Annotated in this window: 12 protein-coding genes; 5 read left to right on the top strand and 7 right to left on the bottom strand. The window is 71.7% G+C overall.

Features of this window, described 5'->3' with window-relative positions; translation table 11 throughout:
- Positions 1 to 158: 158 nt before the first annotated feature.
- Positions 159 to 2,342, bottom strand: a complete 2,184-nt coding sequence (locus ACG2DA_RS17725; protein ID WP_395257258.1) for an NfeD family protein — start codon at positions 2,340 to 2,342, stop codon at positions 159 to 161.
- Between the two features lie 592 nt (positions 2,343 to 2,934).
- Between ACG2DA_RS17725 and hflX the strand changes: the two genes are divergently transcribed.
- Positions 2,935 to 4,323, top strand: coding sequence for a GTPase HflX (gene hflX, locus ACG2DA_RS17720; RefSeq protein WP_395257256.1), 1,389 nt, complete (start codon positions 2,935 to 2,937; stop codon positions 4,321 to 4,323).
- A gap of 120 nt (positions 4,324 to 4,443) precedes the next feature.
- Here hflX and ACG2DA_RS17715 read toward each other — a convergent pair whose 3' ends face one another.
- Positions 4,444 to 4,950 (bottom strand): hypothetical protein, encoded by a 507-nt coding sequence (locus ACG2DA_RS17715; protein ID WP_395257254.1) that lies wholly within the window; start codon positions 4,948 to 4,950, stop codon positions 4,444 to 4,446.
- 72 nt (positions 4,951 to 5,022) lie between these two features.
- On the bottom strand, positions 5,023 to 5,478 hold the full coding sequence (gene nrdR / locus ACG2DA_RS17710) for a transcriptional regulator NrdR (RefSeq protein ID WP_395257252.1): 456 nt from the start codon (positions 5,476 to 5,478) through the stop codon (positions 5,023 to 5,025).
- Between the two features lie 387 nt (positions 5,479 to 5,865).
- Between nrdR and ACG2DA_RS17705 the strand changes: the two genes are divergently transcribed.
- Positions 5,866 to 6,069 (top strand): small basic protein, encoded by a 204-nt coding sequence (locus tag ACG2DA_RS17705; RefSeq protein ID WP_395257250.1) that lies wholly within the window; start codon positions 5,866 to 5,868, stop codon positions 6,067 to 6,069.
- A 103-nt stretch (positions 6,070 to 6,172) separates the two neighbouring features.
- Here the strand turns inward: ACG2DA_RS17705 and ACG2DA_RS17700 are convergent, their stop codons facing one another.
- The 3 genes from ACG2DA_RS17700 to ACG2DA_RS17690 all read right to left on the bottom strand — a co-directional run bounded on the left by ACG2DA_RS17700 (position 6,173) and on the right by ACG2DA_RS17690 (position 8,735).
- Positions 6,173 to 6,907 (bottom strand): NTP transferase domain-containing protein, encoded by a 735-nt coding sequence (locus ACG2DA_RS17700; RefSeq protein WP_395257248.1) that lies wholly within the window; start codon positions 6,905 to 6,907, stop codon positions 6,173 to 6,175.
- Positions 6,908 to 6,995: 88 nt separating this feature from the next.
- Positions 6,996 to 8,243, bottom strand: coding sequence for a hypothetical protein (locus ACG2DA_RS17695; protein ID WP_395257246.1), 1,248 nt, complete (start codon positions 8,241 to 8,243; stop codon positions 6,996 to 6,998).
- Between the two features lie 225 nt (positions 8,244 to 8,468).
- A complete protein-coding gene (locus tag ACG2DA_RS17690; protein WP_395257244.1) occupies positions 8,469 to 8,735 on the bottom strand; it encodes a hypothetical protein in 267 nt (88 codons plus the stop codon).
- 221 nt (positions 8,736 to 8,956) lie between these two features.
- Here ACG2DA_RS17690 and ACG2DA_RS17685 point away from each other — a divergent pair, with 221 nt between their 5' ends.
- Entirely contained in the window at positions 8,957 to 9,973 is a 1,017-nt protein-coding gene (locus ACG2DA_RS17685) for an NAD(P)H-dependent glycerol-3-phosphate dehydrogenase (protein ID WP_395257242.1), read from the top strand.
- Positions 9,974 to 10,055: 82 nt separating this feature from the next.
- On the opposite strand, the gene ACG2DA_RS17680 is transcribed toward ACG2DA_RS17685, so the two are convergent.
- On the bottom strand, positions 10,056 to 10,973 hold the full coding sequence (locus ACG2DA_RS17680) for a ParA family protein (RefSeq protein WP_395257240.1): 918 nt from the start codon (positions 10,971 to 10,973) through the stop codon (positions 10,056 to 10,058).
- 167 nt (positions 10,974 to 11,140) lie between these two features.
- Between ACG2DA_RS17680 and ACG2DA_RS17675 the strand changes: the two genes are divergently transcribed.
- Positions 11,141 to 11,701, top strand: a complete 561-nt coding sequence (locus tag ACG2DA_RS17675; RefSeq protein ID WP_395257238.1) for a hypothetical protein — start codon at positions 11,141 to 11,143, stop codon at positions 11,699 to 11,701.
- 144 nt (positions 11,702 to 11,845) lie between these two features.
- Positions 11,846 to 12,862, top strand: a complete 1,017-nt coding sequence (locus ACG2DA_RS17670; RefSeq protein ID WP_395257236.1) for a DUF1559 domain-containing protein — start codon at positions 11,846 to 11,848, stop codon at positions 12,860 to 12,862.
- Positions 12,863 to 12,882 lie beyond the last annotated feature (20 nt).

Below are 12,882 nucleotides of genomic sequence, written 5' to 3'. Positions count from 1 at the left end.
GAAGGGTCCGGGACGCTCCGCCTGCGGAGGAACCGCTGCAGGCCGTCTGGCGGGTGAGCGAACGGACGGTAAACGGCAATCGGGCGCCGCTGCCCCCTCACCCCCGGCCCCTCTCCCCCCAAAGGGGGCGAGGGGAGACCCTGTCTGCGGGCCCCACGTCACACCGCCCGCACGAAGATCCGCGGGCCTTCCAACTTGGTGATGCGGATTGGGGTGTCGGGGTCGACGAAGGGGCCGTCGCTGACGACGTCCAGGTAGTCGCCGCCGATCTCCGCCTTGCCGCTGGGCCGCAGGGCGGTGCGGGTCACGCCCTCGTCGCCGACCCGCGGGCCGACGGGGCCCTCCACCTCTTCCAACAGATCCGGCCGCAGAGCCGGGCCGGCCGTCTCCATACCCGGCGGGGCGAGGATCATCTGATTGAACAGCGGCATCCGCGGCAGAAAGCGGTTGGAGACCACTCCGAACACGATCACCCCGCCCAACGCCGCGACCACCGTGGCCAGCGACGTCGCCATCCGGTCCGTGGAGAAGCCCACGCCGAAGGTCTGCATCGCCATCACGAGCGACGCCAGCACCAACAGGCCGCCGGTGACGCCGAATACCCCGAACCCGGGGATCACGAACGCTTCCAGCGCCAAGCAGGCCAGCCCCAGCAGGGCCAGCGTGATCTCCAGCCAGCCGGCGGTCCCGCCGAGGAACTGGCTCCAGAAAAACAGGGCGAAGCAGGTGACCGACAGGATTCCCAGGATGCCGGTGAAGAAGTGCAGTTCGAGGTACAACAACGCCGCCCCGGCGAACAGCAGGAACCAGACCGCCGCGTTCGTGTTCAGCACGAACACGAGGGTGTCCATCCAGGTCTTGCCGACCGGGTTCAGCTTTACGTCGGCCGGGACGCCGAGCCGCTGCTTGAGTTCGTCCAAATCGGCGACCGGCGGGCGGGCGAGGCCCAGCTCCTCGGCCCGGTCGGCGGTGAGGACGACCGGCTCGCCGCCGCGGGTCTCCGGCACGACGGCCCCGCGGCGCCACTCGTCGCCCTGGGCGTGGATCTCCGCGTCGGTCAGGTACCACTCCCGGCCGGTGCGGGCGTTGGTGACGGCGAAGACCTCCAGCGCCGGGTCGGCCAGCGCCTCGGCGATCGCCGGCGGGCGGCCCTTCTGCTCGGCGAGGAACTTCAACTCCTGCCGGGCGAGGGCCACGTCCTCGGCGGCGGCCTCCCCCTCGGCGTCGGTCAGGGAGCCGACGCGGCCGATGCGGGAGCCCGGCTCCATGTACAACTCGTCGCAGGCCAGCGCGACCATCGCCGCGGTGCCGAAGGCCTCCTGCGGGACGAAGGCGACGGTGTGCACGTTTCGCTCGGACAGCGTCGCGATCCGCGTGGCCAGGTCCTGGGCCGTCACCAGCGAGCCGCTGCGGCTGGTCAGTTCGAACACGATCAGGTTCGCCCCGCGGGCGACGCTGCGGTCGATCTGCCGTTTGACGAACTCGCCGATGATCGGCTCGATCGCCTCGTCGATGCGGATGTAGGCGACCTCCGGCACGCCGCCGGACGCCGCGGCGGTGCGGAGCGTGGGCAAATCGTACAGCTTGGCCACGTCGGCCCGCGTCTGGGCGGTGGCGGCGGCGAGGACCCCCAGCGCCCGGGCCCGTTCCCCGCTGAAGCGGCCGGGCACGCCCTCCTCTTTAATGCGGTCCACCTGCACGTCGCCGGGGGCGGTCTCGCGGAGTTCCTTCAATTCGTCCGGGGTGACGAGGCGGGTCTCCGCGTTCGCCCCCTCGCCCAACGTGACCTTCAACACGGCCTGCCCCGGGTCCGCCAGCCCGCGGACCAGCGCCGGGGAGATCAGCCGGTTGTGCCGCTTTTCCGCCAACGCCAGCACGAACGCCTCGTCGGCCGGCTCCAACGCCCGGCCGCGGCCCAGGTCGCCCAGTTCGGCGTCCGGGTGCAGCACGATCTCCTCCGCGGCCAGGGCGACGATCGCGTTGTTGCCGTCGACGCTTTCCGGCACCCAGGCGACGGTGCGGACGTTCGCCAGTTCCGGCGAGGTGAGGAACTGGGCGAGGTCCCGCACCGGGCCGAAGCGGCTGGACCCGGGGGTGAGTTCGAGCACCAGCACGCCGCGCTGCCCGGCGTCCTCGGCCTGCCGTTGGAGTTTGAGGGCCGCGTTCTGCACCGTGCCGACGACCGCCTCGTCCACGGGGCTGCCGACCTTCACCAACGCCGCGGGCGGGGCGGACGGTTCCTCCGCCGCGGAGGCCGCCTCCGCCTCCTGAGCCCGGGCGACGGCGGTTCCGGCCCCCAGTCCCGTGAGCAGCAGGGCGGCGGCGAGCAATCGGGAGCGCATGACGAGTCTTCCAATGAGGCCGGGACCACAGATTGTATCCCCCGCCCCCCCGGAACGGGCGCCGCCAGCGGGCGGATCACCGCCGCCGCGGGCCGATCTTCGCCGTCCCCTCACGGCCGGCGGCTTGCAAGATCGACAATCGCAGCGCCCCCGCCGGTTCGCCCCCACGGCGACTTGAACCCAGATCCCCCGACCCCGCAATGACTTCCGTCACGCCCCCCTTTTTTCGACCGCAACTGGCACGCCCCCTGCTTTCTGTTTCGGCGGAGAGTGACACCCGACGCTCCGCATCACGGTTTCGAGGGAACCGCGGGGCGTCACTGAGACCGGTGGGGCGATTCGGCGCCGCCCCTCGACCCATCCCGCCTGCCGACCCATTCCCCCCCGCGTTCACCGCACCGGCCCGGCTCGCCCCCTCGGCGACCGGGCCGTTTCTCTGCGCGGGCCGCTGCGGGAATCGTCGGTGAGCCGCGCTCGTCACGAGAGCGACTCACGTTCCCGAGCGAACGCATCGGCGTTCTCCCGTGTCCGGCGAGTCCGCGGACCGTAGAATGGCCGCGTTCCCTGATTCTATCCGAACTGAAACCGCCGCTTGTCTGATCCGAAACGGAACGATCTCCGCGTCCGCGCCCGCAAGGCGGTGCTTTGCGGAGTCTACAGCCCCGACGACGCCCGCCAGGGGGCCGGCGGACGGGACCGCCGGCTGGACGAACTGAAGGGCCTCGCCAAGACCGCCGGCGTCAAAGTCGTCGGCGAACTGGTTCAGTCCCGCGAACACCCCCACCCCGGCCTCTGCTTCGGCACCGGCAAGGTTGAGGAGCTGGCCGCGCTGGTCAAATCGACCGGCGCGCACCTCATCCTGTTCGACAACAACCTTTCCCCGGCCCAGGGCCGTAATCTGGAGAAGGCGACGGAATCGGTCATCGTCGACCGCTCCGAGCTGATCCTCGACATCTTCGCCGGCACGGCTCAGACCCACGAGGCGAAGCTCCAGGTCGAACTGGCCCAGCTCCTCTACTTCAAGCCCCGCCTGAAACGGCTGTGGACCCACCTCGAACGCATCGAGGGCGGCATCGGTTCCGGCCGCGGCCCGGGCGAAAAGCAGCTGGAAACCGACCGCCGGCTGGTCGAGAAGCGGATCGCGGAGTTGAAGAAGAAACTCGCCGAGATCGAGTCCCGTCGCGAGCGGGAGGCCGACCGCCGGACCGAGCTGCAAACGACCGTCGGCATGGTCGGCTACACGAACGCCGGCAAGAGCACGCTGACGCGGGCCCTGACCGGCTCCGACGTCTACGTCGCCGACAAGCTGTTCGCCACGCTCGACACCCGCACCCGGCGCTGGACGATTCCGGACTTCGACACCGTGCTGCTGAGCGACACGGTCGGCTTCGTCCGCGATCTGCCGCACCACCTCGTCGCCTCGTTCCGCAGCACGCTGGAGGAGGCCCGCCGGGCCGACCTGTTGTTGCACGTCGTGGACAGCAGCGACCCGGAGGCCGAGGAGCACATCGAGACGGTTTACGAGGTGCTCGAGGAGATCGGCGTGCCGACCGACAACATGCTGCTGGTCCTCAACAAGGCGGACGCCGCCCGGGCCAACGATCGCAGCATCCTCGACGGCCTGATCCACGATCACCCGGAGGCCGTGATCGTCTCCGCGACCGAGGGCGAGGGGCTGGAGGACTTGGCGGAAGCCGTCGCCCGGCGTCTCGCCGGCGGGTACGTCGAGGCCGCGGTGGACACGACCCCGGCGAACGGCCGGCTGCTCTCCTTCCTGCAGGAGCACGCCGACGTGCACGGCGAGGACTGGGCCGAGGCCGGCGACCGCGTGACGGTCCGCTGCCGGCTGAGCCGTCGCTGGGCCGACAAACTGGCCCACGACGCCGACCTGCTCAGCGGCACGAGCGTGCTGCGGCTGGTCCCCGGCGGGCCGGAGCGGGCGGAGGAAGAAGCCGCCGCCCCGCTCGCCGCGGCGGGGTGAGGGTACGTCACTCGTCCCGACGCTCTGCGTCGGCACGCACAGGACGCGGAGCGTCCGGCCGCTCCGCGGCCCAGGCGGGGCGACGCAGAGCATCGCCCCGAGAGCTTCGATATCGCCCCGCTACTCCTCCTCTTCCACCACCGGCGTGCCGGGCGAGAGGCGGGGAAGCACGAACCGCACCACGTCCCGGCGGGCGCCGCTGTGGGGGAAGGAGACCCGCATCGCCGTCAGCTTGTCCCACAGGCCCGGCCGCGCCGCCGTGCTGAAGGTGCCGCCGGCCGGGTCGTGCTGGAAGCGTTTCACCTCGGACCAAGACAGCACGTGGGCTCCCAGCGGGCCGCGGGCCTCGGCGCCGGAGTCGTCCAGCGTGAAGGTCGTTTTCAGCAGGAACCCGCGAAAGACCACGGCCGCGGCGACCGCGGCCGCGACGCCGGCCCACTTGGAGTCGAAGATCTCCACGGCGCCGACGGCCACCGTCAGCGTGGCGGCGGCGAGGAACGCCAGCGACCACGGGTGCCGCTGGGCGGGGTGATCGCTCCAGGTCAGTTCGCGGACGGCGCGGGCGTCCGCAAACGGGTCGCGTTCGGCGAACGCGGCGTCGACGGGGTGGGCGGGCAAATCGTTCACCCCGTCAGCATCGACCGTTTCACGCCCCCGGCAACACCGCCCCGACGCCGCGGTCGAGTCGGGCGGCGGGGATCAGCGGCTCCGCCGCATCAATTCGAGGCTCTGGGTGAAGTCCCGGGCGTCTTCGTAGCCGTGCAGCACGCTGGCGAAGCGGACGGCGGCCACGTCGTCCAATTCTTTCAGGGCGTCCAAGACCTGATCGCCGATGAACTGGCTCGGCACGTCGCCGCGGTCGAAGTCCTCGAGCAGTTCCGCCTCCAGATCGGCGATGAGCGCGTCGATCTGGGCGAGCGTCACGGGCCGTTTCCGGCAGGCCATCAGCACGCCGGCCCGCACCTTTTCCCGGTCGAACGGCTCGCGGGTGTGATCCCGTTTGATGACCCGCAGCGGAGTCGCCTCGATCTTTTCGTAGGTCGTGAACCGCTTGCCGCAGCCCAGGCATTCCCGCCGCCGACGAATCGCCTCCGGGCCGGACGGGCGAGAGTCGATGACTTTGGTGTCGTTATCGCGGCAGAACGGGCAGTTCATCCGGGGACGATCCGAACGGGGACGGTGCGACAGGGGGCCGAACGGCGACGGGGCGAGCGACGCACGAAGGCGACGAGCGACCCGCCGGCCCGGGCGGTCGTCGGCGCGACTGGCGCGATCTCACGATTTGGCGCGGCTGGCGCGATGGGAAAGGATAGCGTACGGGGCGCAATCGCGCTTGCCCAGTCCCTTGTCAGATCGGGACTTAGGGAAATCGCCCGGCGAACGCCGGTCCACCGAACGCGCGTCCATTGAGGACGCGTTCACGTCTGTCAATACGTACCGATCCGAACCCGCCCCCCGCGGCGCCGTTGCGGGGCGGGCGGCGAAGGTCTAAGCTGCGGGGCCGATCCTCGTACCGCCGTTCGCCCCTCGCGGCCCGTCGTCATGTCCCTCGACAAAAGCCTCCGCCGGAAAAGCCGCCTCGTCCGGGCGCGGAACGTCTACAGCCGTGAGGAACGCATCCTCCGCCTGCAGGCCATCGAACGGTGGGAAGAAGGCCAGAGCCCGATCGGCCTGCCCAAGGTCCGCATCGTTCGCACCGTCGCCGGCCGCAAGAAGAAGAAGAAGGCCAAGGACGAGGACGACTGAGCCCCGCCTGCGGCGGACGACTCCAAATCCCAAGAGGCAAGAACCAAAGACGCTCCGACGCGGAGCCTTTGGTTCTTGTTTCTTGTCGCTTGGGATTTCTTGACTACCGGCCGGCGAGGACCCGCTCGACCTCGGCCAATTGCTCCGGGGTGTTGACGCCCAGCGCTTCCTCGATCGTGAGGGCGGCTTCGGCGGTGACGGTTTCGCCGCGGGCCTTCAGAATGGCGGGGCAGTCGGTGAGGTAGTATTCGCCCTGGGCGTTGTTCGGCGACAGTTCGGCCAGCGAACTGAGCAGCGCCGGGCCGGCGAAGGCGTAGCAGCCGGTATTGATTTCGGTGACGGCCCGCTCCTCGTCGTTCGCGTCCTTCTCCTCCACGATGCGGAGGAAGGTCCCGTCGGCGTCCCGGATCACCCGGCCGAGGCCTTTGTTGTTTTCCGTGACGGCGGAGCCGACGACGCAGGCCGCGTCGGCGCTCTCCCGGGCGTCCAGCAGGGCTTTCAGGCTGGAGGGCGTCACCAGCGGCATATCGCCGTAGAGCACCAGTACCGGGCCGGCGTGGTCGCGGAGGTTCGGCTCCGCCATCAGCACGGCGTGGCCGGTGCCCTTCTGTTCGGTCTGGATGGCGAACTCCACGCCGGGCTCGTTCGTCAGCAGGCCCTTCACGAAGTCGCCGCCGTAGCCGACGACGACGATCAGCTTGTCGCAGCCGGCCGCCCGGGCGGCGTCCACCACGTGCCGGACGAGCGGTTTGCCGGCCGCCTCGTGGGCGACCTTGGGCAGTTCGCTGTTCATCCGGGTGCCCTTCCCGGCGGCGAGGATCACGGCGGCGGTGGACATGGCGACTCCTGCGGAACGGGACGGGCTCGAACCATAGCGGGATTCGCGATCGTTAGCCGCTCTCCTGAAGAGAGCGGTTCACCGGGGCTCAGAACCGCACGCCGCCGCGGAGGATCAGCGATTCGCCCACCTCGAAGTTCTGGTCCGGCTGCTTTTTGAACGACACCTCCCGGTCGAAGACGACGCCGGCCTCCAGGAAGGTGCGGCCCCAGCCCTGCTCCTTGCGGGCGCCGACGATCAGCCGCAGATCGTCGAACTGCACCTCGTCGATCGCCGGCCCCCCCGGCACGTCCGGCGAGAACTGCCACGACTCCCGGGTGAACTGGCCCTCGGCGTAGATCCACATCGGTTTCCCCCAGACCGGGCCGTAGAAGTACTCCACCCGCGGCTCCGGGAAGAGCGCCCGGATCTCCCAGCGGTCGCCGGGCCGCCAGACGAACCCGGCCCACGGCAGGATCAGGTCGTCCACGCGGTCGTAGTACTTCGCCCCCGCGACCAGCGTGAGGTCCGGGGCGACGTCGTAGAACAGCGCCGCGCGGCCGTCGTACTGGCGGGCGGCCTCGGTGAGGCTGTCTTCGAAGTCGCTGTTAATCGTCGGGGAGAAGCCGACCGTCGCGCTGAGCCCGCCGTACTTCGGCGTCATCAGGGAGAAGTCGCTGCCCAGCCGGTGCAGCGCCCCCGGCAGTCGCGGCTGGCCGGCGGCCACGTTCGCCGACGGCCCGTCCAGCAACCGCAGCCGGTACGCCGGGGCGACGGTGAACACGCCCCCGAACGGCCCCGGCGAATCGGCTTCGTACTGAAAATCCAGTTCCGTCACCGCCAGATCGTCCGCCCGGCCCTCGGCCGCGGCGGGGAAGATGTAGCCGGCGTCGAAGCGGAACTCCGGGGCGAAGTCGTAGGGCTGCGGCCCGTTGACGCCGTACGTCTCCTGAAACTGCGGCGGGGCGTACTCCGGCCCGACCGGCGTGGTGGGGCCGAAGGAGGGCGACGGACCGACCGGCTGCCCGTAGCCGTACCCGCCGCCGGGCATCCCCCCGTAGCCGTACCCGCCGCCGGGCGTCCCCCCGTAGCCGTACCCGCCGCCGGGCGTCCCCCCGTAGGTGGGGCCAACCGGCGCCGCGGGCCCCCAGGCGCCGGGCGATTGCCCGCGGACAACCGGCGTGCGGTGCGCCTCCGCCGGCGGGGTCGGGGCGAGGGGGACGACGAGGGGCGCCGGCGGCGTCGCGGCGAGGCCCGTCAGCGTCTCGGGCACGACGGGACCGGGCGCCGACGGCTCGGCGAACGCGGTCGGTCCGGCAGCGAGCGCGGCGAGCAACAGGGCGGCCGGTGCGGTCATCCGTGGCTCTCGAAACGCGCGGTCCTTCGCCCGCGAAGCGTTCGCGGGGCGGCGTTGTAGATTTCACACACCGCCCCGGTCAACGGGAGCCGAGGGACCGAACCGTCACGAACCCGACGCGTCCGCGAGGGCCGTTCTCAAACTCCCGCTCGCTCCGCTCACGGACGGCGGCAGGACGCCGCCGCGTCGAGGCATCGGGTCCCGCTCTGGGGAACGGCCTGCGGCCTACGGCCGTTCGTAGCCCAGCGAAATCATCACGTCGTACAGCTCCGCGTAGGTGATGAACCGGCGGCGGTTCTCCAGCTTGTAGCGGTCGACGGCGGCGGCGAGTTCGTCCACCTCCGGGCGGCCGGTGTTGTGGGAGGAGCCGAACTGGCGGCGCTCCGTCCCGGAGTGGGCGCCGCCGTCGTCGCGGCGCCGGTCGCGGGGGAGGGCGGCCGCGGGGAAGACGGGCCGCGGGGCGGCGGTCGCGGCTTGGAGCAGGGCGGACATGGGGCCGAACCGAACGGGTGCGGGGCGGGGCGGGCGGACGGTTCAACCCTGCCCCGCCCCACGCCGCCGGGCGGCCGGACGGGCGGAAAATCCCTCCGCGCCCCCGGGATCCCGGGCGCCCCCCGCGGGTTTCGCGGTTCGTGCGGGCGCCGGGCGGGCTCCGCGGCGGGGAATCGCCTACCGTTCCGTCCCCGCCGCTCTGCTCGCAGCCGGAGAATGCCGTGACCGCCCCCCCCGCTCCGTCCCCGCTCGAAACCGTCGCCGTGATCGGCGCCGGAGCAATGGGGACCTGCTGCGCGAAGCTGATCGCGGAGAACGGCCACCGTGTGCGGCTGTGGGCCCGCACGCCGGAGCACGCGGAAGCGATCTGGCGGAAAGGGGAGAACCGCCGCCTGCTGCCCGGCGTGCGGCTGCCGGACTCCCTCGAGGTCACCGCCGACGCAGCCCGGGCCGCCGACGGGGCGGATCGCCTGCTAATCGCGGTGCCGACAAAGTACCTCCGCGATTGCCTGACCGACCTCGCCCCCCAGTTGCCGGCGGGCGTGCCGGCGCTGAGCGTGGTCAAGGGGATCGAGTTCGGTTCCTTCCGCCGCCCCTCGGAGATCGTCCGCGAAACGCTGGGGGACCGGCCCGTCACGGCGCTGGGCGGGCCGTGTCACGCCGAGGAGGCGGCGAAGCGGCTGCCGGCCAGCGTCGTCGCCGCCTCCGACACCCCCGGCGACGCCGAGGCCGTGCAGCGGTTGATGAACTCCGATCGCTTCCGCGTCTACACGAACGACGACCTCGTCGGCGTGGAGCTGGCCGGGGCGTTGAAGAACGTGATCGCCGTCGCCGCCGGCATCTGCGACGGGCTGGGGCTGGGCGACAATTCGAAGAGCGCCCTGATCACCCGCGGGGCCGCGGAGATCGCCCGGTTCGGGGCCGCCTTCGGAGCGGACCCGCAGACGTTCGCCGGGCTGGCGGGGATCGGCGACCTCATCACCAGTTGCGTGTCGCAGCACGGCCGCAACCGGGCCGTCGGCGAACGACTGGGCCGCGGCGAGCCGGCGAGCGCCGTGACCGAGGACCAGCCGAAAGTCGCCGAGGGGGTGAACACCGTCCGCAGCGTGCTCCCGCTGGCCGAGGAGCGCGGCGTACGGATGCCCGTCTGCCGCGAGGTCTACGCCGTACTGTTCGAGCACAAACCCGCCGCCGATACGGTCGACGCGCTGATGACGCGGCCGCCGGGCGGGGAATGACGGCGAGCGGCGGGCGTGAGCCCTCCGTGTCATCGGGCGCTTGCGAACACACGGAGGGCTGACGCCCACCGCTCGCCTGCCGCTATGCAGCGGCCCGCAGCGCCGCCTCGCCGCTCATCGCCAGCACCTCACGGGTGAGGGCGGCGTAGTCCTTGGCGCCGGGGCAGGCGCGGGCGTACTTGAAGATCGGCTGGCCGAAGCTGGGGGCCTCCGCCAGCTTGATGTTCCGGCGGATGCGGGTGCTGAAAATCTGCGTGTTCGCCCAGGGGGCGCTGGGATCGGCTTCCTCCAGGAACGCCGTCAGGTCCTCGCAGACGTCCGCCGCCAGCCGGGTGCCGCGTTCGTACAGGCAGAGGGCCACGCCGGAGACGGTCAGCCCGCGGTTCAGCCGGCGAGCGACCAGCGCCGTGGTCTGGAACAGCTTCGAGAGGCCCTGCAGCGCGAAGAAGTGCGGCTGGAGGGGGATGATCACCTCGGTCGCGGCGACGAGGGCGTTGATCGTCAGCACGCCGAGGCTCGGCGGGCAGTCGAACAGGATGAAGTCGTACCCCAGGCCGTCGGCGGTCGCCTGATTGCTGTGCCGGGTGAGGGCGGTGCGGAGGACCGTCTCCCGGTTCGGAGCGTCGACCAGTTCCAGCTCCGCGGCGGCGAGGTCCAGGTTCGCCGGGAGCACGTGCAGGGTGCGGTCGACGGGACGCACGCAGCGCTCCACCGCCAGATCGCCGCGGAACACGTCGTAGACCGTCGGTTCGCTGCCGACCGGTTCCAGCCCCATGTGCAGGCTGGCGTGGCCCTGCGGGTCGAGGTCCACCAGGAGCACCCGGGCGCCCTCCTCGGCGAGGCCGGCGGCGAGGTTCACGGCGGTGGTCGTTTTGCCGACGCCGCCCTTCTGGTTCATCAACGCCAGAATCCGCGGCCCGCCCGCCGCCCGGGCTGCGTGCGGCGGCCGGAACGGGACCGTGGCGGGGGCGTCGGGGGCGAACTCGGGGGGAGCCGTCATGCGGGGGCGCATCCGTGGCGGTGGGGGAGCCGGTTCCGTCCGGCGGCGAACGAGGGCATCGGCCGGCGAGCGTTTCAGATTGAATCCCACACGCCGCGGCCCTACGACGTACGAGAATCTGACGCTCCGCCCCCGCTCCGTCCGATCTCGACGGTAAACTTCCCCCCGTGTCCCCGGTCCGCACCGCCGCCGCCGCCCGTTCCGGCTCCCGCCGGTTCGCCCGCGGCCTGCGCTTCGGCTGGAGTCGGCACGCCCTCCGCGGGGGCGGCCGTCGCGGCGTCACCTCGCTGGGGGCGCTGGCAGCGTACCTGATCGTCGTCGTTACCGCCCCGGCCTGGCACCACCACGACCACGCGGGACACGACCACGCCCACCACCATCACGCCCCGACGGAGGCGGCGGGCTGCTGCGGGCACGGCCACGCTCACGCCGGGCACGAACACCACGGGCACGAACACCACGGGCACGAACACCACGGGCACGAACCCGTGGGGCAGGAACGTGAGGAGCAGCCGGCGACGTGCACCGCGCCGGCTTTCGAGGCCCCGTACGACGGGCGTCACTTCTGCCCGGTCTGCGAGCTGCTCGCCACGCCCGCGACGCCGGTGACGGCGCCGGCCGTGTGCGACCTCGGCGCCGCCCGGCCGACGCCGACCGCCCCCGCGGCGCCGGACCGTCGGGCCGTCTTTCTGCGGACGAAGCACGCGCGGGGACCGCCACGGGTCTGACGCGACCCGCCCCTCCCCTCTCTCCGGCGCCGTCGCGCGCCGGTTCCCGCGTTCCCCGCTGCCCGGCGGCGTGCGTGCGGCGGCGTTCCCGCTCCGATCGGAGCGCGCGCCCCGCTCCCGCCCGGCGGAGCTTCTCTTCCACCCATGATTCGTCCCACGTTCCCCCGCCCGACGCGGCGGGGCTTCACGCTCATCGAACTGCTCGTCGTGATCGCGATCATTGCGATCCTGGTCAGCCTGCTCTTGCCCGCGGTGCAGCAGGCCCGCGAGGCCGCCCGCCGGGCCCAGTGCACCAACAACCTCAAGCAGATCGGCCTCGCCCTGCACAACTACCACAGCCGGGCGAACGCCTTCCCGCCGGGCTTCCTCGCCGTGGACGCCGCCGGCCGGCACCACCTGGACGGCAACAACGGCTTCGGCTGGGCCGCGTTCCTGCTGCCGGAACTCGACCAGGAACCGCTGCACCGGTCGCTCGATTTCGAGCATCTGCTGATCGACGACGAGGAGCACGAGGATCACGACCACGACGACCACGAACACGCCGTCGGCGAGGGCAGCAACCTCGAACTGATCGCCCACCCGCTGGCGATGTTCCGCTGCCCCTCCGACGACGGTCCGGAGACCTTCGAGCTGGCGCTCGGGGGGCACGGCCACCACGACGAGGAAGAAGAGGACCACGACCACGGCGAGGAGCACGTCGTGCTGGGCTCCTCCAACTACGCGGCGATCTTCGGCGGCTACACCGATTTGCACGACATGGAGGACTGGGCCGAGAACGTCCAGCGGAAGGGCGACGGCATGTTCTATCAGAACAGCGCCACCCGCTTCCGCGACCTCCGCGACGGGACCACCCAGACCGTCGCGGTCGGCGAGCGGGTCACGCAGGCCTACCGCCCGACCGGCCCGCAACTGGAGATCTTCCCCTCCTGCTGGGCCGGCGTGGTGCCCGGCGGCGAAGAGGCGCTCGCCCGGGTGCTGGCTCTGACGGACCACTCCCCCAACGCCGGCGAGCACCCCGAGGACCTCTCCAGCCACCACCCCGGCGGGGCGAACGTCCTGCTGGGCGACGGCAGCGTCCGGTTCGTCACCGAATCGATCGACGAGGACACCTTCGCCGGCGCCGGCACGATCGCCGGCGGCGAGGTGCTGGAAGGCTTCTGAGCACTCGGTCGCGTCACGCC

This window comes from Alienimonas sp. DA493 (genome assembly GCF_043951915.1).
Lineage (GTDB): Bacteria > Planctomycetota > Planctomycetia > Planctomycetales > Planctomycetaceae > Alienimonas.
Note: the sequence above shows the minus strand (reverse complement) of the source record. Positions and strands in the feature narration are given on the sequence as shown.